This is a genomic window from Gordonia sp. SL306 (assembly GCF_026625785.1).
Taxonomy (GTDB): domain Bacteria; phylum Actinomycetota; class Actinomycetes; order Mycobacteriales; family Mycobacteriaceae; genus Gordonia.
In genome coordinates this window covers 4,996,594-5,016,782 of the sequence record NZ_CP113063.1, presented here as the reverse complement: position 1 = coordinate 5,016,782, position 20,189 = coordinate 4,996,594, and the positions used below count along the sequence as shown (strand labels likewise).

19 protein-coding genes are annotated in these 20,189 nt (G+C 67.1%); 6 read left to right on the top strand and 13 right to left on the bottom strand.

Annotation, left to right across the window (positions count from 1 at the left end):
• Nucleotides 1-7: 7 nt before the first annotated feature.
• The 5 genes from pafA to dop all read right to left on the bottom strand — a co-directional run bounded on the left by pafA (nucleotide 8) and on the right by dop (nucleotide 5,006).
• On the bottom strand, nucleotides 8-1,366 hold the full coding sequence (gene pafA, locus OVA31_RS22985) for a Pup--protein ligase (protein ID WP_267628834.1): 1,359 nt from the start codon (nucleotides 1,364-1,366) through the stop codon (nucleotides 8-10).
• A 96-nt stretch (nucleotides 1,367-1,462) separates the two neighbouring features.
• Nucleotides 1,463-2,287, bottom strand: coding sequence for a proteasome subunit alpha (gene prcA / locus OVA31_RS22980; RefSeq protein WP_267628833.1), 825 nt, complete (start codon nucleotides 2,285-2,287; stop codon nucleotides 1,463-1,465).
• Nucleotides 2,284-3,171 (bottom strand): proteasome subunit beta, encoded by an 888-nt coding sequence (gene prcB / locus OVA31_RS22975; RefSeq protein ID WP_267628832.1) that lies wholly within the window; start codon nucleotides 3,169-3,171, stop codon nucleotides 2,284-2,286. Before prcB ends, prcA begins: the two co-directional genes overlap by 4 nt.
• Entirely contained in the window at nucleotides 3,168-3,359 is a 192-nt protein-coding gene (locus tag OVA31_RS22970; RefSeq protein ID WP_161059114.1) for a ubiquitin-like protein Pup, read from the bottom strand. The genes prcB and OVA31_RS22970 overlap by 4 nt, the downstream gene beginning before the upstream one ends.
• A 141-nt stretch (nucleotides 3,360-3,500) precedes the next feature.
• Nucleotides 3,501-5,006, bottom strand: coding sequence for a depupylase/deamidase Dop (gene dop, locus OVA31_RS22965; RefSeq protein ID WP_267628831.1), 1,506 nt, complete (start codon nucleotides 5,004-5,006; stop codon nucleotides 3,501-3,503).
• A 67-nt stretch (nucleotides 5,007-5,073) separates the two neighbouring features.
• On the opposite strand from dop, the gene glgP reads away from it, so the two are divergent.
• The gene (glgP, locus tag OVA31_RS22960; RefSeq protein ID WP_267628830.1) at nucleotides 5,074-7,734 is read left to right on the top strand and encodes an alpha-glucan family phosphorylase; all 2,661 of its coding nucleotides are present in this window, start codon (nucleotides 5,074-5,076) and stop codon (nucleotides 7,732-7,734) included.
• Between the two features lie 72 nt (nucleotides 7,735-7,806).
• Here the strand turns inward: glgP and arc are convergent, their stop codons facing one another.
• A complete protein-coding gene (arc, locus tag OVA31_RS22955; protein WP_420714230.1) occupies nucleotides 7,807-9,534 on the bottom strand; it encodes a proteasome ATPase in 1,728 nt (575 codons plus the stop codon).
• Between the two features lie 291 nt (nucleotides 9,535-9,825).
• Nucleotides 9,826-10,671 (bottom strand): tRNA (adenine-N1)-methyltransferase, encoded by an 846-nt coding sequence (locus OVA31_RS22950; protein ID WP_164309912.1) that lies wholly within the window; start codon nucleotides 10,669-10,671, stop codon nucleotides 9,826-9,828.
• A gap of 74 nt (nucleotides 10,672-10,745) precedes the next feature.
• Between OVA31_RS22950 and OVA31_RS22945 the strand changes: the two genes are divergently transcribed.
• Both OVA31_RS22945 and OVA31_RS22940 read left to right on the top strand, forming a co-directional pair.
• The gene (locus tag OVA31_RS22945) at nucleotides 10,746-11,636 is read left to right on the top strand and encodes a RecB family exonuclease (protein WP_420714105.1); all 891 of its coding nucleotides are present in this window, start codon (nucleotides 10,746-10,748) and stop codon (nucleotides 11,634-11,636) included.
• A 57-nt stretch (nucleotides 11,637-11,693) separates the two neighbouring features.
• Nucleotides 11,694-12,539: a thioesterase family protein gene (locus OVA31_RS22940; protein ID WP_267628828.1), complete on the top strand. Its 846-nt coding sequence runs from the start codon at nucleotides 11,694-11,696 to the stop codon at nucleotides 12,537-12,539.
• Here the strand turns inward: OVA31_RS22940 and OVA31_RS22935 are convergent.
• Entirely contained in the window at nucleotides 12,479-13,045 is a 567-nt protein-coding gene (locus tag OVA31_RS22935; RefSeq protein ID WP_267628826.1) for a hypothetical protein, read from the bottom strand. The two genes, OVA31_RS22940 and OVA31_RS22935, sit on opposite strands and share 61 nt — an antisense overlap.
• Nucleotides 13,046-13,272: 227 nt before the next feature.
• Between OVA31_RS22935 and OVA31_RS22930 the strand changes: the two genes are divergently transcribed.
• Nucleotides 13,273-14,394, top strand: coding sequence for a sensor histidine kinase (locus OVA31_RS22930; protein ID WP_267628825.1), 1,122 nt, complete (start codon nucleotides 13,273-13,275; stop codon nucleotides 14,392-14,394).
• Between the two features lie 2 nt (nucleotides 14,395-14,396).
• On the top strand, nucleotides 14,397-15,107 hold the full coding sequence (locus OVA31_RS22925) for a response regulator (RefSeq protein WP_267628824.1): 711 nt from the start codon (nucleotides 14,397-14,399) through the stop codon (nucleotides 15,105-15,107).
• Nucleotides 15,108-15,109: 2 nt separating this feature from the next.
• On the opposite strand, the gene hisG is transcribed toward OVA31_RS22925, so the two are convergent.
• The 4 genes from hisG to OVA31_RS22905 form a co-directional block, all read right to left on the bottom strand.
• Nucleotides 15,110-15,955 (bottom strand): ATP phosphoribosyltransferase, encoded by an 846-nt coding sequence (gene hisG / locus OVA31_RS22920; protein WP_267628823.1) that lies wholly within the window; start codon nucleotides 15,953-15,955, stop codon nucleotides 15,110-15,112.
• A gap of 80 nt (nucleotides 15,956-16,035) precedes the next feature.
• Nucleotides 16,036-16,299 carry a phosphoribosyl-ATP diphosphatase gene (locus OVA31_RS22915; protein WP_164309662.1) on the bottom strand — a complete coding sequence of 88 codons (264 nt, stop codon included), beginning with the start codon at nucleotides 16,297-16,299 and terminating at the stop codon, nucleotides 16,036-16,038.
• Between the two features lie 6 nt (nucleotides 16,300-16,305).
• Nucleotides 16,306-17,049, bottom strand: coding sequence for an HAD family hydrolase (locus OVA31_RS22910; RefSeq protein WP_267628822.1), 744 nt, complete (start codon nucleotides 17,047-17,049; stop codon nucleotides 16,306-16,308).
• Nucleotides 17,046-17,846, bottom strand: a complete 801-nt coding sequence (locus OVA31_RS22905) for a helix-turn-helix domain-containing protein (protein WP_267628821.1) — start codon at nucleotides 17,844-17,846, stop codon at nucleotides 17,046-17,048. The genes OVA31_RS22910 and OVA31_RS22905 overlap by 4 nt, the downstream gene beginning before the upstream one ends.
• A gap of 85 nt (nucleotides 17,847-17,931) precedes the next feature.
• Here OVA31_RS22905 and OVA31_RS22900 point away from each other — a divergent pair, with 85 nt between their 5' ends.
• The gene (locus tag OVA31_RS22900; RefSeq protein WP_267628820.1) at nucleotides 17,932-18,780 is read left to right on the top strand and encodes a serine aminopeptidase domain-containing protein; all 849 of its coding nucleotides are present in this window, start codon (nucleotides 17,932-17,934) and stop codon (nucleotides 18,778-18,780) included.
• Here the strand turns inward: OVA31_RS22900 and OVA31_RS22895 are convergent.
• On the bottom strand, nucleotides 18,681-20,135 hold the full coding sequence (locus OVA31_RS22895) for a hypothetical protein (RefSeq protein WP_267628819.1): 1,455 nt from the start codon (nucleotides 20,133-20,135) through the stop codon (nucleotides 18,681-18,683). The genes OVA31_RS22900 and OVA31_RS22895 overlap by 100 nt on opposite strands.
• Nucleotides 20,136-20,189: the final 54 nt, after the last annotated feature.

Below are 20,189 nucleotides of genomic sequence, written 5' to 3'. Positions count from 1 at the left end.
TTACGCATCACATCGACGCGATGAGTCGATCGACGCGCTCGTCGACACTGCGGAACGGGTCCTTGCACAACACCGTCCGCTGCGCCTGGTCGTTGAGCTTCAGATGCACCCAGTCGACGGTGAAATCCCGACCCGCCTTCTGCGCGGCGGAGATGAAGTCGCCGCGGAGTTTCGCACGGGTGGTCTGCGGCGGTTCGTTCACCGCGTTCGCGATCGCCTCGTCGGTGGTGGCCCGCGTGACCAACCCCTTGCGCGTCAGCACGTCGAACACCCCGCGACCCCGCTTGATGTCGTGGAATGCGAGGTCGAGCTGCGCGATCTTCGGGTCTGAGAGATCCATCGAGTACCGGTCCTGGTACCGGTCGAACAGCTTGCGCTTGATCACCCAGTCGACCTCGGTGTCGACCTTGGAGAAGTCGTCGGCCTCGACGGCGTCGAGCATCCGGCCCCACAGGTCGACCACCTGTTCCATCTCCGGATCCGGGCGACGGTTGGCCATGTGCTCGACGGCCCGCGCGTGGTACTCGCGCTGGATGTCCAGCGCGCTGGCCTGTCGGCCGCCTGCCAGGCGCACCGGTCGTCGACCGGACGGGTCATGGCTGACCTCGCGGATGGCGCGGATCGGGTTGTCGAGGGCGAAATCGCGGAACGCGACACCGGCCTCGATCATCTCCAGCACGAGCGCAGCCGAGCCCACCTTGAGCATCGTGGTCATCTCGGACATGTTCGAGTCCCCGACGATGACGTGCAGCCGTCGGTACTTCTCTGCGTCCGCATGCGGTTCGTCGCGGGTGTTGATGATCGGTCGTGACCGGGTGGTCGCCGACGAAACGCCCTCCCAGATGTGCTCGGCTCGCTGCGAGAGGCAGAAGGTGGCGGCCTTCGGGGTCTGCAGGACCTTGCCCGCACCGCAGATCAGCTGCCGGGTGACCAGGAAGGGCAGCAGGACGTCGGAGATACGGGAGAACTCGCCGGCCCGCACCACCAGGTAGTTCTCGTGGCACCCGTAGGAGTTGCCCGCCGAGTCGGTGTTGTTCTTGAACAGGTAGATGTCGCCGCCGATCCCCTCGTCGGCCAACCGCTGCTCGGCGTCGATCAGGAGATCCTCCAGGACGAGCTCACCGGCCCGGTCATGGTTGATCAACTGGATCAGGCTGTCGCACTCGGCGGTCGCGTATTCGGGGTGTGATCCTACGTCGAGATAGAGGCGCGCCCCGTTCTGCAGGAAGACGTTGGACGAACGTCCCCAGGAGACAACCCGCCGGAAGAGGTAGCGGGCCACCTCGTCCGGACTCAATCGACGATGACCGTGAAAGGTACATGTGACACCGAATTCGGTCTCGATACCCATGATTCGACGCTGCACATCGTCAACCCTACTCGCGGAACACCCCGTGGACCCGGCGACGCGACGGGCGGTGACCCGACCGGATGGTCCGGTCCGGTCACCGCCCGGGCGCAGTCAGGATTCCGTGTCCCCTGGGGAGGACGCCGCGTCGTTCCCGTCGCCGTCGCCGGCCGGTGAGTCGGCCGCGGGGGCGACACTGGGCAGCAGGTCCGTCAACGCGGTGTTGCTCAGTCGCTTGAACGCCCTGCGGGGACGATTCCGATCGAGGATCGCCACCTCGAGATCGTTGGCGGTCAGCTCCCGTGGCGGCGCCGACGTCGCGGTGGCCGTCGACGACGGTCCGGATCCGTTGCCGCTCGCCTCGGGTGGTGTCGCCAAGGCCCCCACGGCGACCGCGAGGGCCGCCGAGAGCTCGAGATCAGGCTCGTAGCTGCTGCGCAACGCCGTGGTGATCGCCTCGTTGGCGCCACCCATCACCAGGAACCGGGTCTCGTCCGAGATGGAACCGTCGTAGCTGATGCGATAGAGCTGCGACTGGCCCGGCTTTCCCGGCTTGGCCACCTCGGCCACGCACAACTCCACCTCGTAGGGCTTGGCCTGTTCGGTGAACACGGCGCCCAGGGTGTTGGCGTAGGCGTTGGCCAGCGAGAGGCCCGCGACGTCGGCACGGTCGTAGCTGTAACCGCGCATGTCCGCGAGCTGGATGCCTGCCTTGCGGAGGCTCTCGAACTCGTTGTACTTGCCGACTGCGGCGAAGCCGATGCGGTCGTAGATCTCGCTGACCTTGCGCAAGGTGTTCGACGGGTTCTCCGCGACGAAGAGCACCCCGTCGGCGTATGTCAGGGCCACCACACTGCGGCCACGCGCAATACCCTTGCGCGCCAGGTCCGAGCGGTCGCGCATGATCTGCTCGGCACTGGCGTAATACGGGAACGTCATCGCGGATCCCCCTCGTGCTCGGCGGCCCGCCGGTCCAGGATGGCCCGTGCCGCCTCCTCGATCTCCGAGGGTGCGACCTCGCGCGCCCCGTCGGCCGCCACGATCACCGCGGTCGGGAAGATCTTGCGGATGAGATCGGGGCCGCCGGTGGCCGAGTCGTCGTCGGCGGCGTCGTAGAGCGATTCGATCGCTATCGACAATGCCGATACGCCATCGAGGTCGTTGCGGTAGAGCTTCTTGAGCGACGACTTGGCGAACACCGATCCCGATCCGATCGCCTGGTAGCCGCCGAGCTCCTCGTGCCGATCGCCTGCGACGTCGAAGGAGAAGATCCGGCCGCGTTCGGACGGATCGTCGTGATCGATGTCGTAACCGACGAGCAGCGGGATGGCCGCCAGCCCCTGCATGGCGGCGCCGAGGTTGCCGCGCACCATGGAGGCGAGACGACTCACCTTGCCGTCGAGAGTGAGCGAGACGCCCTCGATCTTCTCGTAGTGTTCGAGCTCCACCGCGAACAGCCGGACCATCTCGATCGCGATCCCGGCGGTACCGGCGATGCCGGCGGCCGAGTACTCGTCGGTGATGTAGACCTTCTGCACGTCGCGATTGGCGATGAGATTCCCCGCGGTGGAACGTCGATCGCCGGCGAGCACGACGCCACCCGGATACGACACCGCGACGATCGTGGTGCCGTGCGGGATCTCGTCGGCGGTGCCCGCGCCACTGATGCTCATGCGTTCAGCCCGGTGCTGCGGAAGCTGCTCGGGCGCGTGCGCCCGGACGTACTCGGTGAACGACGAGATGTCCGCCCCCATCAATGACGAGGAGGGAGATGTGGGCCGCGCGGATTGGTAGGGGTGCAGTGATCCGAACCGATCGCTCACTGGCCGCCCTTCTGCACGTAGGCACGCACGAAGTCTTCGGCGTTCTCCTCGAGCACGTCGTCGATCTCGTCGAGCAGGTCGTCGGTGTCCTCGGCAAGCTTCTCGCGGCGTTCCTGGCCGGCACCGCCGTCCGAACCGATGTCGTCATCGTCGTCGCCGCCACCGCGCTTGGTCTGTTCCTGCGCCATCTGCTGCCTCCTTCAACCGATTCGGCCCGCTGGGGCCGAGATCCGGCAGATCGTTGCCGGACTCCACATCGTGTAACTCCACACACTACCGGTGCGCACGCCCGCAGGGGCGGAAGCGAACACGCCCGCCGCGCGGCCGCGTCAGGTGGTCGTCGTCAGCTGGTCGACGAGCTCGGCGGCGGAATTCACCGAATCCAGGAGCTCCCCGACGTGGGCACGACTCCCCCGCAGCGGCTCGAGTGTTGGTATCCGGACCAGCGAATCGCCGCCGAGGTCGAAGATCACCGAATCCCAGCTGGCGGCCGCGATCTCCGCACCGAAGCGCCGCAAGCACTCGCCCCGGAAGTACGCGCGGGTGTTCTCCGGGGGCTGATTGATCGCCCGCATCACGTCGTTCTCGTCGACGAGGCGCTTCATCGATCCACGCGCCACGAGCCGGTTGTAGAGACCCTTGTCCAGCCGGACGTCGGAGTACTGCAGATCGATCAGCTGCAGTCGCGGCGCCGACCATCCCAGACCCTCGCGCTGGCGGAATCCCTCGAGGATGCGCAGCTTGGCGGGCCAGTCGAGGATGTCGGCGCACTCCATCGGGTCCCGCTCGAGCCGGTCGAGGACGTCGGCCCAGGTCTCCAGGACGTGCGCGGCGCGGGTGTCGTCGCTGCGTTCGGTCTCGTGGAACTTCATACACCGCTCGAGATACTCCCGCTGCAACGCGAGCGCGGTCAGTTCCCGGCCGTCGGTCAGCGCGACGGTGGTGGTCAGGCCGGGGTCGTGGCTGATGGTGTGTACAGCCTGCACCGGTCGCGCCAGCTCGATGTCGGAGAAGTCGACGCCCGCCTCGATGAGATCCAGGACCAGGGCCGTGGTGCCGACCTTGAGGTAGGTCGCGGTCTCGGCCAGGTTCGCGTCGCCGATGATGACGTGCAGTCGGCGGTAGCGTTCCGGATCGGCATGGGGCTCGTCGCGGGTGTTGATGATGCCCCGCTTGAGGGTGGTCTCGAGGCCGACCTCGACCTCGATGTAATCCGCGCGCTGCGACAGCTGGTAACCCGCCTCGTCGCCGGACTGGCCGATGCCGACCCGACCCGACCCGGTGATCACCTGCCGCGACGCGAAGAACGTGGTGAGACCGGCGATGACCGCGGTGAACGGGGTCTCGCGGTTCATCAGATAGTTCTCATGGGTGCCGTAGGACGCACCCTTGCCGTCGATGTTGTTCTTGTAGAGCTGCAGGCGAGGTGCGCCCGGAACACTGGCCACATGCCGGGCGGCCGCCTCCATGACCCGCTCCCCCGCCTTGTCCCAGATGACCGCGTCCATCGGGTCGGTGACCTCGGGAGCCGAGTACTCGGGGTGCGCGTGGTCGACGTAGAGGCGGGCGCCGTTGGTCAGGATCATGTTCGCCGCGCCGATCTCGTCGGCGTCGATGATGGGAGCTGGACCCGACCCCCGCCCGAGGTCGAATCCGCGGGCATCGCGCAGGGGGGATTCCACCTCATAGTCCCAGCGTGTGCGCTTCGCGCGGGGCACACCCGCGGCCGCGGCATACGCCAGCACGGCCTGGGTGGAGGTCATGATCGGGTTCGCGGTCGGGTCGCCGGGAGCTGAGATCCCGTACTCGACCTCGGTGCCGATGATTCGCTGCATGGTACGAGCGTAGATGTTCATCGTGCTGCGGTCGCACCCTCGCCCCCGTCTCGGTAGCGTCAACGCGGTGAAAGCCTTCCGCCGGTTCACCGTTCGGGTGCCGTTACCAGCCGAGCTCACCGACCTCGCCGACCTCGCCCACAACCTGCGCTGGGCATGGCACGCCCCGACCCAGGAGCTGTTCGCCGCGATCGATCCGGCGCTCTGGCACGACACGGCCGATCCGCTGCGACTGCTCGCGGAGGTGGATCCGGACCGCATCGCGGAGCTGGCCCGGGATCATGCCTTCCTCGACCGGCTCGCGATCGTGCGTGAGGACCTCGAACGCTATACGAGCCGACCCCGGTGGTTCGGCGACTATGCCGCCGACCTGGCGCCGGAAGCCGTTGCACCGCAAGCCATCGCCTACTTCTCGATGGAGTTCGGCATCTCCGAGGTGCTACCCATCTACTCCGGCGGACTCGGCATCCTCGCAGGCGACCATCTGAAGGCCGCCTCCGACCTCGGTCTGCCCCTGGTCGGCGTCGGCCTCTTCTACCGGTCGGGCTACTTCCACCAGAGTCTGTCCCACGACGGCTGGCAGGTCGAGCGTTATCCGGTCAACGACCCGACGTCACTGCCGCTGAGCATCCTCGCCGACGACGACGGTCCGGTCGTCGTGACGATCTCCATGCCGGGCGGCCGGACCCTCGACGCCCAGGTATGGGTGGCGACGGTCGGCCGGATCCCGCTCCTGCTGCTCGACTCCGATCTGCCCACCAACGACGAGGAACTCCGCAACGTCACCGACCGGCTCTACGGCGGCGATCAGGACCACCGCATCAAGCAGGAGATCCTGCTCGGCATCGGGGGCGTACGCGCAGTACGGGAGTACGTCCGGATCAGCGGGCACGCCGTCCCGACGGTGTTCCACATGAACGAGGGACACGCGGGGTTCCTCGGCGTCGAGCGGATCCGGGAACTCTGCAGCGATCCGGCGCCGGGAGCGACAGGCCCCCTCGACTTCGACACTGCGGAGGCCGTCGTGCGGGCGTCCAACATCTTCACCACCCACACCCCGGTGCCTGCCGGCATCGACAGATTCCCGCTCGACATGGTGCGCTACTACCTCGACGCCGACGACGCAGGGAACTCGCGGTTGGTGCCGGGGCTGTCGGTGGCCACCGTTCTCGACCTGGGCGACGAGGCGGATCCCGGCGTGTTCAACATGGCCCACATGGGCTTTCGGCTCGGCCAGCGGAGCAACGGGGTCTCACAGTTGCACGGTGCGGTCAGTCGTGAGATGTTCGCCGACCTCTGGCCGGGTTTCGACGCAGGCGAGGTGCCGATCGGAGCCGTCACCAACGGGGTGCACGGACCCACCTGGACGGCCCGGCGCTGGCAGGAACTGGCTGTGGACGACGGAGACGGCGCCGCCGGGGTCGTCGCGGAGCTGCCCGCCGACGAGATCTGGGAGATCCGTTCGACTCTGCGGGCCCGGCTGGTCGACGAGGTGCGTCGACGGGCGCACGCCAGCGGCCGGGACCGGGGGTTCACCGACGCCGAACTGGGGTGGACGGGCGACATCTTCGATCCGACCGCCCTGACCATCGGCTTCGCCCGCCGCGCGGCGACCTACAAACGACTCACCCTGATGCTGCGCGACCCCGAGCGGATGCGACGCATCCTCACCGATCCGGATCGCCCGGTACAGCTGGTCATCGCGGGTAAGGCCCACCCAGCCGACGACGGCGGCAAGGCACTCATCCAGCAGGTGGTCCGATTCACCGACGACCCCGACCTCCGGGACCGGATCGTCTTCCTGCCCGACTACGACATCTCGATGGCGCGCGAGATCTACGCCGGCTGTGACGTCTGGCTCAACAACCCGGTTCGTCCGATGGAGGCGTGCGGGACATCCGGGATGAAGTCCGCCATGAACGGCGGACTCAACCTGTCCATCCTCGACGGCTGGTGGGACGAGATGGCCGATGGCGAGAACGGCTGGGCGATCCCGTCCGCGGAGGGGGTCGCCGACGAGCACCGACGCGACGATCTCGAGGCGGAGGCGCTCTATTCGCTGCTCGAGGAGACCGTGATCCCGATGTTCTACAACCGGTCGGGCGCGGGTGTGCCCGACCGCTGGGTGGAGATGGTCCGGCATACGCTGAACCGCCTCGGGCCGAAGGTCCAGGCGTCGCGGATGGTGCGGGACTACACGACCGCCCTCTATGGCCCGGCGGCCACACAGTTCGCCTCCATCTGCGCGGACGAGTTCGCCCCGGCGCACGATCTCGCCGACTACCGGCACCTGCTCGATCGGAGTTGGCCTGCGGTGCAGATCGCCGGCATCGACGAGTCGGGGTCCGGCGACTCCCTCGTCGAGGACAGCCCGCAGCGGGTGAGCCTGACGCTCACCGCCCACGTGGCGCTCGGCGAGCTGACGGCCGACCGGGTACGCGTCCAGGCGCTGGTGGGCCGGGTGACCGACGACGGCGAGATCATCGATCCCGTGATCGCCGAGATGACCCCGACGGCCGGTACCGACCCCTCCGGGCGCACGCTGTTCGTGTCGACCGTGTCCCCCGCCCGATCCGGCCGCCACGGATACACCGCGCGGGTCCTGCCCCGGCATCCGCAACTCTCCGACGACGCCGAACTCGGTCTGGTGCGCTATCCCGTCGGGACGGCCGCCGACGCGGGACCGGCATGGGCCGGGACCAGCCCGGTCTCCGGCGCACACTCCTGACGACGACTGAGGGCCCCACGCATCGGATGCGTGGGGCCCTCGTCGTCGGAATCGATCGGCCGGGAACCGGCCCTACAGGTACTGGCCCGTGTTGGTCTCGGTGTCGATCGCACGGCTCGCGCCTGCGCTCTTGCCGGTGACCAGCGTGCGGATGTAGACGATCCGCTCGCCCTTCTTGCCCGAGATCCGGGCCCAGTCGTCCGGATTGGTGGTGTTCGGCAGGTCCTCGTTCTCGGCGAACTCGTCGAGGATCGAGTCGAACAGGTGCTGCACCCGAAGACCTGGCTGGCCGGTGTCGAGCTGTGACTTGATCGCGTACTTCTTGGACCGGTCGACGACGTTCTGGATCATGGCGCCGGAGTTGAAGTCCTTGAAGTACATGATCTCCTTGTCGCCGTTGGCGTAGGTGACCTCCAGGAACCGGTTGTCGTCGCTCTCGGCGTACATCCGCTCCACGACCCGCTCGATCATCGCGTTGACGCACGCGGTGCGGTCGCCGCCGAACTCGTTGAGATCGTCGGCGTGCACCGGCAGCTGCTCGGTGAGGTACTTGGAGAAGATGTCCATCGCAGACTCGGCGTCGGGGCGCTCGATCTTGATCTTCACGTCGAGCCGGCCGGGACGCAGGATCGCCGGATCGATCATGTCCTCACGGTTCGATGCGCCGATCACGATGACGTTCTCGAGGCCCTCGACGCCATCGATCTCACTGAGCAGCTGCGGCACGACGGTGGTCTCCACGTCCGACGAGACGCCGGATCCACGGGTCCGGAAGATCGAATCCATCTCGTCGAAGAAGACGATCACCGGGGTGCCCTCGGACGCCTTCTCACGGGCGCGCTGGAAGATCAGTCGGATGTGACGCTCTGTCTCGCCCACGAACTTGTTGAGCAGCTCGGGGCCCTTGATGTTGAGGAAGTACGACTTCGCCTCTTTCGCGTCGTCGCCACGCACCTGAGCGATCTTCTTGGCCAGCGAGTTGGCGACCGCCTTGGCGATGAGGGTCTTGCCACATCCGGGCGGGCCGTAGAGCAGCACACCCTTGGGCGGGCGCAGTGCGTAGTCGCGGAACAGGTCCTTGTGCAGGAACGGGAGCTCGACGGCATCGCGGATCTGCTCGATCTGGCGACCGAGTCCGCCGATGTCCTCGTAGCCGACGTCGGGGACCTCTTCGAGGACCAGATCCTCCACCTCGGCCTTGGGCACACGCTCGAAGGCGAAGCCGGCCTTGGTGTCGATGAGCAGCGAATCGCCGGGGCGCAGTTTGCGGCGCTTGCCGTCCTCGCCGTCGACCTCACCCATCAGCGGTTCGGCCAGCCAGACGACGCGTTCCTCGTCGGCATGGCCGACGACGAGCGCACGGCTACCGTCGCCGAGGATCTCCCGCAGCGTGCTGATCTCGCCGACGGAGTCGAACTCACACGCCTCGACGATTGTCAGTGCCTCGTTCAGCCGCAGGGTCTGCCCTTTGCTGAGCGACTCGACGTCGATGTTCGGCGAGCACGTGAGCCGCATCTTGCGACCAGAGGTGAAGACGTCCACGGTGCTGTCGGGGTGGATGTCGAGGAGCACGCCATAGCCACTCGGCGGCTGTCCGAGCCGGTCGACCTCCTCACGGAGGGCCACGAGTTGCTGGCGGGCCTCCTTGAGGGTGTCGAGCAGCTTCGCATTGCGCGCAGTCAGGTTGTCGACCCGTTCCTGCAGGTCCTTGGAGTCGGCCGGTCGTGCGAATGACGAGCGTTGCGAGTCCGGACGCGCGACCGGCGACGCATACGCGGGGATGAAACTCTCTTCGGGCATCTGTGCGGACTCGTCGCGGTCGGATCCGTCGTCGTGCGCACCCGAGGACCCGAGGCGGTCGGCGCCGCTGGCGCCCTGGCGGTCAGATTCGGTCATTGCTGACTCCTCTCCCCGGCAAACACTTCTCTCATGGAGTGTTTGCGCCGTAACACCACGCTACCGGTGTGGACCGGAAAACGCCGTGCACCGCGCGATTCACGGTGTTGACGGTCTGTTAAATCTACGTATTCGCAACGTATTCGCGACGTTTCGCGCGGTAAACCCCTTAGATGCGCGACGAACGCAACACGCTCACCCTTTCGACGGCCGACGCTGCGGACGAAGCGTCGTGACCCCGTCCGCGAGCCGTCGCGTCGTGATGAGAAAGGCCGTATGGCCTTGCATTTTGTGTTCCGGACGCACCGCGAGCCCGACGGCACTCCAGTCCCTCACCAGGGACTCCCAGGCACGTGGCTCCGTCCAGCACTCCTGCTCACGCATCGCCTCCATGACGCGCGACAACTGCGTGACCGTCGCCACATAAACGATCAGCACGCCGCCAGGGGTGATCGCGTCCCGGACCACGTCGAGGGGCTCCCACGGGGCCAGCATGTCGAGCACGATGCGGTCGAAACGGCCGTCGGCAGACAGTCCGGACGTGTCCAGATGTGCGAGATCGTCGATCACGAGATCCCAGTTGGCAGGCCTGCCGCCGAAGAACGTGTCGACGTTGCGGACGGCATGTTCGGCGTGATCGTCCCGGACCTCGTAGGAGGTGACCGTGCCCTCGGGTCCGACGGCACGGAGCAATGAACAGGTCAGTGCGCCAGAGCCTGCCCCCGCCTCCAGGACCCGCGCACCGGGGAAGATGTCGCCCTCGGTGACGATCTGCGCCGCGTCCTTCGGATAGATGACCTGCGCGCCCCGCGGCATCGACAGGACGTAGTCCACCAGCAGCGGTCGCAGCGCCAGATACTGTGTCCCGCTGGTCGCCGACACGATGCTCCCCTCCGGGGAGCCGATCAGATCGTCGTGGGCGATCGCGCCACGGTGGGTGTGGAAGAGCTTCCCCTCCTCGAGGTTCACGGTGAACTTGCGTCCCTTGGCATCGGTGAGCTGTACGCGGTCACCTACGGTGAAGGGGCCGGATGTCGGCATCGGATTGAAGTCCTTCCGGCTGGTCAGGGTGTCGTTCCCTGAACCTGTCACTGTCGCGACCTACCCTGCCAGTTGTGAGTACGACAACCGAAGCCGGGCCCGTTCCCGGGTCCGCGGAGACCGCGGGCCCCACCGAGAGCGGACCGTCGCCGAGAGGACTGGTCGGGCGCCCGTTGGCCCTGTCCCCCTCGCGCGCAGCCGACTTCAAACAGTGTCCGCTGCTCTACCGCTACCGGGCGATCGACCGATTCCCGGAGACCCCGACGCAGGCACAGACGCGCGGGACGGTGGTGCATTCCGCATTGGAAAATCTCTTCGACATGCCGGCGGAGCTGCGTACCCAGGAGTCCGCAGACCTGCTCGTCGAGGGCGCATGGGCGGCGATGTGCGAGGCCGATCCGCAGCTGTCCGATGTGGTCGACGAGAGCCAGAGTGGGCGGTTCGTGGCCGAGGCCCAGAAACTCATCGCGACGTATTACACGATGGAGAACCCGACTGCTTTCGAGGCCGAATCCTGCGAAGAACACGTCGAGATCGACGTCGACGACGTGTTGATGCGCGGATTCATCGATCGGATCGACGTCGCACCGACCGGAGAGATCCGGGTCGTCGACTACAAGACGGGGAGATCACCCAGCGAGGCCTACGAGGCCAAAGCGCTCTTCCAGATGAAGTTCTATGCGCTCGCGATCCTGCGCACCCGTGGCGTGGTGCCCAAGCGGCTCCAGTTGATGTACCTGTCCGACGGTCAGCAGCTCGTCTACGAGCCCGACCGGGCCGAGCTCGAACGATTCTCGCGCACCCTGAAAGCGATCTGGTCGGCGATCCGGTCGGCGGTCGCCAGTGGCGATTTCCGTCCGCGCCGTTCGCGGCTGTGCAACATGTGTGAGCACAAGGCGCGTTGTCCCGAGTTCGGCGGCGAGGTGCCGCCCTACCCGGGGCCGCCACCGGGATTCACCCCTTGATCGCCGGCCACTGACCCCTTCTACCGCCCACTATGACGGTTGGCATACGGTGGCTGTGTGGAGAGCTGTTACTACGTGCCGATCGACCGCCCGGAGACACAGACACCAGAGGCCGGGGCAGGTGTCGAGTACTTCCAGCCCACCGAGGCGACACAGAGCGTGTGGGCGGCGACGATGCAGCACGGCGGACCGCCGTCGGGACTGATGATGCGGTCACTGTTGCGGTGCGACCCGGACCCGGGACAGCGGTTCACGCGGGTGACCACCGAGATCCTCGGTCCGATCGGGCTCGGGGTGAACCGAATCCGCGCCCAGGTGATCCGCCCGGGACGGCAGATCAGCCTGGTGGGCACCGATCTGGAGGTGCGGCAGTCCGACGGTTCGTTCCGGCTCGCCGCGCGGTCGGTCGGCTGGCGGTTACGCACGGCCGACACCTCGGCGATCGTCGAGGAGCCCGCCCCACTGACCCCGCTACCTGCCGAGCTGACTCCGGTCGCGGGCGTCACCGGAAATGAGGACCTCGGAGTCGATTGGGGCACAACGGGTTTCATTGGTTCGATCGAATCGGCAACCATTGCCGGCCGTACCGGCGACACCCCGGCGGTGTGGATCCGACCGGCGATCCCGCTCGTCGGCGGTGAGGAGATCTCCGATCTGGAGTCGGTCTTCAGCGTCATCGATATCGCGAACGGTATGGGTACCCGTCTGCGTACCGACGAGTGGACGTGGATGAACACCGACACCACCGTGCACCTCACCCGGACGCCCAGCGGGCCGTGGGTGGGCATCGACGCCGATATGGTGCAGGGCCCGGAGGGTTTCGGAGCGACTTTCGGTGACCTCTACGACACCGAAGGGTTCATTGGCCGGTCGGCGCAGACAGTGTTGCTCTCGCGTCGCTGAGCAATCAGCACGCGCTCCCTGACCTTGAGTGCCACCATTCGCGAGAGCACCATGGTCAGCGCCCACAGCAGAAAGAACGGCGCGATGGTCGCCATCTCCAGGTGATGTCCGATCATGAACTCGCCGAAGTGCATCCGTGCGCTCGGGTTATCGGTGACAGCCCACACGAAGGCAAGGCGAATCAACACCGCGAGCAGCCAGACCGCGACGAAAGCAGGCCCGGTGACGGTCATCGTCGTGCCGGTGCGCTCGTCGGTCTCGATGTGTGTGACCAGCGTTGCCATGCCACCGAAGATGAGGCCGATCGCCACCGCGACCCCGTAGACCGCCCAGTCGTTGACACTGCCGACCGGCGCATTCTTCAGATACGCCCAACCGAAGATCGCCACCACCACCAACGGCAGCACCAGCGTGCGGCGATCGAAGGGACGGCGACCGTAACCGCGGGCCGTCACCACGAAGAAGATCCCGCCGCTGATGAGTGCGGCCTGAGCGAGTTCCGACATCGTCGTACCTTTCGGGAGGTGTGTGTTTGTCTGCTGACATGAGTGAACTCGCGGCCGCGATCGGAGACATCGGCGTGGAGATAGAGATTGGGTGGAGATCGCTCTCCACCCACGGATGCTTGGCCGCCATTCGGATCGACTGAGACGATGGAACAATGCGCTGGTGGGAGGTTCAGAGATTCGAGAGCGGGATCCCAGGCGAGACCGAGTGGGATCGCGCGACGCGGGTGCTCCAACCATTCTTGGTGGTCGCATTCGCCTTCGCGACGATCGTGACCCTGCGCCAGAGAGACGCAGAGGGCGGAGCCTTCCAGGTGGTGCTGATCGTCGTGTCGGCGAGCTTGCTGCTGACGGTCACGGTGCCCGATTCGGTCATCGGCAGCCGGTCCCGGCTGATCATCGCCATCCTGGCCGCGATCTGCGCAGGCGTGATCATGGGTATCGGGGGACAAGGGTGGCCCGGCACGTTCTCGTACATGGTTGCGTTACACGCGAGCATTCGCTTCCAGCCGCGGATCGCCGCTGCGATCATCACGCTCAACGTGACCGTCGCGATCGTCGTCCAGCTGTCCTGGGCGCCCGTGGACATCACACCGTGGTGGGCGAATCTGCTCGTTTTCGTGAGCGTGATTCCCGGGATGGCCAGGTACACCAGGCGGCAGACACTCGCCGCGGCCGATGAAGTTGTGCGACAAACGAAACGCGCCGCCGAGTCCGAGGCCCGGACACGCGCGCTCGGCGAGCGTGCCGCGATCGCCCGAGACATCCACGATGTCCTGGCCCACTCCCTGTCCGGCGTGAGCATGCAATTGTCGCTGGCCGATGCGCTGTTCGACTCGGACCGTACCGACGAGGGACGTGTCGCAGTGCGCACGGCCCGCCAGCTGGTGGTCAGCGGTCTCGACGAGGCCCGCGCGGCGGTCCAGACCCTGCGCGGCGACACCATCGACCCGGTCTCCGCGATCAGCCGGATCGTCTCCGGTCCGACCGAGACCTTCACCGTGATCGGCACCGCCCGCCCGATGCCTGGCCGATGGGCACACACCCTGGTGCGCATCGCGCAGGAATCGGTGACCAACGCCCGCCGCCACGCACCCGGAGCACCACTGCATGTCGCACTCACCTTCGCTCCGTCCACCATCGACCTCACCGCGCGCAGCGGCGCACGACCCCGCGAGGCGGCCGAGCATACGACCGCGAGTTCCGGCCTGGGGCTCGTCGGCATGCGTGAGCGTGCCGAGTCGATCGGGGCCACCCTGGACGTGGGCCCATTGCCCGCGGACGACCACGGGTACCCAGGCGGTTGGTCTGTACGACTGCGTGTTCCGTGTGCAAACCACGAGGAGTAACGATGACCGATGGCGATTCGCAGGCCGCGGCAGAGCCGATCACCGTGATCGTCGCGGACGACCAGACGACGATCCGCCACGCTCTGGCCACCATGCTGGATCTCGTCGCCGACATCACCGTGCTCGCGACGGCGAGCAACGGCCAGGAAGCGGTGGCCGCGGTAGCCGAGCACCGCCCCCGCGTCCTACTGACCGACCTGCGGATGCCGGTGATGGACGGCGCCACCGCCACCGCCGAGGTCTGCGCGCACTTTCCCGAGACCGTCGTTGTCCTGCTCACCACCTACGACGACGAGACGTCCATCTTGTCGGCCCTCCAGGCCGGGGCACGCGGATATCTCACGAAGGACGCGGGACGCGACGAGATCGCCACCGCCATCCGGGTCGCTGCAGGTGGCCAGTCCGTGCTTGACCCGGTTGTGCAGACACGGCTGATCGCCGCGATCGGCCAGCAGCCTTCCGGTTCGATCTCGGCCACCGGCGCTTCCCCGAACCCTGACGCTCAGTCGCCTCTAGACGCGCTCACTGCACGGGAGACCGAGGTCCTCGATTTGATCGCAGAGGGGCTCACGAACAGGGAAATCGCGCGCCGCCTGGTGATCAGCGAAGCCACCGTCAAGACCCACATCAACAATCTGTTTGCCAAACTTGCGCTTCGCGACCGCGCGCACGCCATGCGCATCGCCATCGATCACGGCCTCGGTGGCGGCTGACGTCAGAACCGGCAGGATCGGATGTCCGTGGCGAGAATCGCTTTCGCCCCGAGCTCGGACAGCTCGTCCATGAGACCCTGGTGTTCCTTGCGTGGCACCATCGCGCGCACGGCCACCCAGTCCGGATCCGCCATGGGTGCCACGGTCGGCGATTCCAGTCCCGGAGTCAGCGCAGACGCCTCTTCGAGGATGGTGCGCGGGCAGTCGTAGTCGATCATCACGTACTGCTGCCCGAAGACGACGCCCTGGACGCGGGCGATGAACTGCTTGGCGGCCCTGGTCCGCTCCGCGCCACCCTGCGAGATCAGCACGGCCTCCGAGTCGCACAGCGAGTCGCCGAACGCGGCCAATCCGTGCTGGCGCAGCGTGCGGCCCGATCCCACGACGTCGGCGATCGCATCCGCCACTCCGAGCTGGATCGAGATCTCGACGGCTCCGTCGAGACGGATGATCTCGGCGTCGAGCCCGCGCCTGCCGAGGTCGGCACGCACCAGATTCGGGTACGACGTCGCGATCCGCTTGCCCGCCAGTTCCTCGACGGTCCAGCCCTTCCCGGCGGGGGCGGCGTACCGGAAGGTCGAGGAGCCGAAGCCCATCGAGATCTGTTCGTCGACGGTGGCGCCCGAGTCGAGTGCGAGGTCCCGTCCGGTGATGCCGAGGTCGAGCGTGCCGGACCCCACGTAGATGGCGATGTCCTTGGGCCGCAGGAAGAAGAACTCGACGTCGTTGGCGTTGTCGAGGACGGTGAGATCCTTGGGGTCGGAACGCTTGCGATATCCGGCTTCGGCCAACACGGCCCCCGCCGATTCGGAGAGCGATCCCTTGTTGGGCACGGCTACGCGCAACATGTTCTGTGGTGTCCTAACTGATTGCCGAGTGATCTGTGGAGGCGATCCGGGGGCCGGTACGTGACATCCGATGCCGACCCCTACAGATGGCGGTACACGTCCTCCAGCGAGAGTCCACGCTTGATCATCATCACCTGCAGCCAGTAGACCAGCTGGGAGATCTCCTCACCCAGCGACTCGTCGGACTCGTATTCGGCGGCCAGCCACACCTCGCCGGCCTCTTCGATGATCTTCTTGCCGAGGGTGTGCACCCCGGAGTCGAGGGCCGCGACGGTCCCGCTCCCGGCGGGTCGATGCTGCGCCTTGTCGCTCAGTTCGGCGAACAGCTCCTCGAATGTCTTCACGATCCCCTATCTTGGCATGTCACGGTGGTCGGAACGATGGCCGGGGTGCTGCCCGGTCCAGGCATCGGTGAGGTCGTCGAGGGTGAGACCCACCAACGATTCCCGGAAGGTACGCAGATTCCCGGACGGCACCGGCGCCGCCGACGGGAGGACCAGCGTCGGACACCCGGCCGCGGTCGCCGCGACGGTGCCGGTCGGCGAGTCCTCGACGGCCAGGCATTCGTCGGGCGTCAGGCCGAGCAGTGCCGCCCCGCGCAGGTAGAGGTCCGGCGCTGGCTTCCCGACCGGGACCTCGTCGCCGCAGACCGTCGCGGTGAATCGGTCGCGCCCCAGAGTCGCCAGAGCGGTGTCGGTCAATTCGCGGACAGTGTTCGTGACCAGCACCATCGGAAGTCCCGCCCCGGCCACCAGGTCCAGCGCCGCCGCCGCGCCCGGTCTCCACGGCAGCCCGGCGGCGAAGAGTCCGGCGACGTGGTCGAGCAGCCACCGATAGTCGCCGTCCCGGTCCCGGTCCGGTTCGGCGATGTCGGCGGCGTCGTAGACCTTCGTCATCGCATCGGGAAGTGAGTTACCCAGCGTCGACTCCCGCAGGGCGGGCGACATCATGATGCCGTGCCGTAGTGCCAGATCAGCCATCGCTATGTCCCACAACGGCTCGGAGTCGAGCAGCGTGCCGTCCATATCCCAGAGCACGGCGGCCGGACCCGAACGGGCGGTACGGGACGAGGAGACGCTCGGAGTGCTGTTCACCCCTGCATTCTCGCAACCGCCTCCTCGGTCGCCTCGTCCGCCGGGTAGAACAGCTCGATGGTCAGCTCCTCGAGTGTGATGTCGCGGGGCGTCCCGAAGGTGGTGAGCGTGGTGAAGAACGACAACACGTCGTCGCCCAGGCGGAGTACGAACGGCACCAGCAGGGGCGGTTCGGCACCACTACGTTCCGCTGATCGCATCGCGCGGCGGTCGAGGTCGGCAACCGTGGAGTACTCCCCCACCTCACGTTCGATGGTGGCGAGGCGAGGATCGCCGGTGATCCGGACCAGCCGACGAAGAGTGTCCATCAGGTACGACGCCCAGACGTCGAGATTCTCCGTCATGCGGGCGAAACCATCGGGGTGCAGGGACGCACGGAACACGTTGAACGGCGGCCCCTGCAGGTGTGCCGGCAGCAGAGCGGCGAGCGATGCTGCGGAGTCGTTGGCCAACACGACGTTCCAGCTCCGATCGAGCGCAAGGCCCGGATTGGGATTGTGCGCATCGAGAATTCGCTGCACGGAGGCCCGAATCCGCTGCATCGCGACCGCATCGAGCGACTCCTCGGAGTATCGCGGCGCATGCCCGGCCGCGAGCAGGAGCGCGTTGCGTTCCCGCAGAGGGATGTCGAGGCGGGTGGACAGCGCCTCGAGCAAGGCCGGGCTCGGTCGCGATTTCCCCGTTTCGACGAAGCTCAGATGCCGCGGTGAGACACCGACGTCGTAGGCCAGGTCGAGTTGACTGATCGACCGCTGCGAACGCCACTGCCGCAACATCGTTCCCGCATCGGCCGCCATCTGGCCATCCTAGAGCGGGCGGGGATCGGATCCGACTACCTCGGAGGTAGTGGATTCGCCGCACGACGACGAGCAGGCTGCACCCATGACCCACCACACCTCACCGAACGTGCTGATCTCCCCGGCGATGGCGGTGCCGTCGCGCTATTACCAACCGGTCGTCGACGCCTTCGCGCGGCGCGGGTGGTCTGCGACGACGATTCCGCGACGTGGGATCGACGCCGGCACCGGTGCGCCCTCGCGGGCCGAGGACTGGACCTATGCCGATGAGGCGGACGATCTCTCCGCGGCGGTTCGCCGTGCGCGTGCGCAGACGCCCGGAGCACCGGTCATGATCCTCGGGCACAGTCTGGGTGCCCAGTTGTGTGCGGTCCTCGGACAGCGCGGTGACGAGGGCGCCCCGGACGCCATCGCCACGGTCGCCGCCTCGGTCCCCTACTTCCGTCACTACGCGCGGGGCGGTGTGGTGGAGTGGTGCACCGCGGCAGCCGTCCCGATCATCACCGCGGTGGTCGGCCACTGGCCCACCCCGGGTTTCGGCGCCCCCGCACCTCGAACGCTGATGCGCGAGTGGGCTCGCATGGTTCGCACCGGAGTCACCCCGTTCGACGGTGGCGATCCGATCGAGATCCCCACGCTCGCAGTCCGTCTCGCCGGCGACCGCCTGGTCACCGCGCGAGCGGCCGAACGCTTCGAGCGCGCGTTTCATCCGGCCGCCCGCACCACGTGGACCTACTCGGCAGAGGACTGCCCGCCGGGCGGGTCGGTGGGCCACGTCCAGTGGGCCCGGACACCGGACGCGGTGGTCGATCGGGTCGTCGACTGGTGGACGTCTCAGCCCGGGGAGGACGTCACCCGTAGACGCCCCCGCCGGAACGTGTCGATCACGGCGACGACGACACCGAGCGCGGCGAGGCCCATCATCGACGCGTAGATCGACAATGCGGTATCGCCACGGCCCGAGCTGTAGCCGCCACCACCCCCGCCGGGTCCGCCGCCCTGCGCTGCGTCACCGCGGGCGCCGTGGCCGGATCCCGGATCGCCGCCGGTGCCGCCACCTTGGCCGTGGCCGCCAGTGCCCCGGCCGCCGCCTTGCCCACCTTGAACCCCCTGGCCGCCACCCGGCGCGCCTGGATGCCCGCCGCCGCCGGGACCACCCATCCCCTGTCCCTGGTCGCCGGTCAGCGAGGAGTGGTACACACCGATCGCAGCCGCCTGGATGAGGATCGGGATCACGACAAAGCGAAGCGGCAGGTAGAAGGCCATGACCACACTCAGGATCTCCGCCGTGAAGAAGTAGCGATCGTGCATTGCCGGGAGCAGGAACGGCACGATCACCGATGAGGCGGTCGCGACCACCAGGATCGAGGTCGGGGTCACCTCGGGCTTCTTCCAGACCGACCAGGCCAGGAACACCACGATGACGGCGGCCGCAGCAGCGATCCCGAGATGAGCGAGCCAGGTCGCATCCCCGGAGATCGGGATGAGTTGATACAGATTCGCGGCACCCAGGGTCAGTTGCTGATAGCTGTCGGTCTGATCCAGATACACCGACAGTGCGGTCTGCCACGGGGCGCCCGCGATGAGCGCCGGGACGTCGAGCAGCAGGTAGACAACCGGGATGGCCGCCAACGCATACCACGGCACGCGGCGCCGGAGCAGCATCCAGGCCAGCACCGGCAGCACGAAGACGGCCTGCAACTTGAACGAGATGGCCAGGCCGAACAGGACGCATGCCCAGAAGGAGTTCCAGCGGTACGACTCGTGCCGGGCTCTCATCAGGAAGTACACGCCGCCGAGCGCGAACGCCGAGTAGATGGCGTCGGCCTGACCCCAATAGGCGCTGTTGGCGATCACCGACGGCAACAGCACCATCGCCGCGAACGCCAAGGCGCGCAACCAGAATCGGTCGGTGCGGAGGCCGACGATACGGTACGCGAAGAACCCGAGCAGGAAATCGAAGATGATCGAGATCGCCTTGATGCCCACCAGCGCCGGGATGTTGAGGGCGGTGAGGATCCAGATCAGATAGAGGTACGGATAGTTGTAGTCGGCGAACTTCTCACGGAACGCGCCGAAACCCTGCGTGTCGAGGGTGTCGTACCACCGGCTGAGAAACGCTCGGTAGTCGAGGGTCTCGACATCGAGGAACCAGCAACGGATTCCGATGGCGACGGCGATGATCGCGCCGAGCACGAGCCACCGCATCCATCGCGGTGTCCCGGTGACGGCGCGCGACTCGACCGTGTCGTCGGGTACAGGCGTGAGGGCAGGGGCAGCCAAGGTCATGGTCACCACTGTGGGTGGCGAAGCTGTGGACCCGGTGTCAGCCCGCTGGGAGGT

Bases quoted from the DNA above. Each gene is read 5' to 3' on its own strand.
- prcA (WP_267628833.1), bottom strand. From the start codon at position 2,287: ATGACGTTCCCGTATTACGCCAGTGCCGAGCAGATCATGCGCGACCGC.
- OVA31_RS22950 (WP_164309912.1), bottom strand. From the start codon at position 10,671: ATGCCGACATCCGGCCCCTTCACCGTAGGTGACCGCGTACAGCTCACC.
- OVA31_RS22970 (WP_161059114.1), bottom strand. From the start codon at position 3,359: ATGGCGCAGGAACAGACCAAGCGCGGTGGCGGCGACGACGATGACGAC.
- OVA31_RS22900 (WP_267628820.1), top strand. From the start codon at position 17,932: ATGACCCACCACACCTCACCGAACGTGCTGATCTCCCCGGCGATGGCG.
- OVA31_RS22895 (WP_267628819.1), bottom strand. From the start codon at position 20,135: ATGACCTTGGCTGCCCCTGCCCTCACGCCTGTACCCGACGACACGGTC.
- hisG (WP_267628823.1), bottom strand. From the start codon at position 15,955: ATGTTGCGCGTAGCCGTGCCCAACAAGGGATCGCTCTCCGAATCGGCG.
- OVA31_RS22925 (WP_267628824.1), top strand. From the start codon at position 14,397: ATGACCGATGGCGATTCGCAGGCCGCGGCAGAGCCGATCACCGTGATC.
- OVA31_RS22905 (WP_267628821.1), bottom strand. From the start codon at position 17,846: ATGGCGGCCGATGCGGGAACGATGTTGCGGCAGTGGCGTTCGCAGCGG.
- arc (WP_420714230.1), bottom strand. From the start codon at position 9,534: ATGCCCGAAGAGAGTTTCATCCCCGCGTATGCGTCGCCGGTCGCGCGT.
- OVA31_RS22935 (WP_267628826.1), bottom strand. From the start codon at position 13,045: ATGTCGGAACTCGCTCAGGCCGCACTCATCAGCGGCGGGATCTTCTTC.
- dop (WP_267628831.1), bottom strand. From the start codon at position 5,006: ATGCAGCGAATCATCGGCACCGAGGTCGAGTACGGGATCTCAGCTCCC.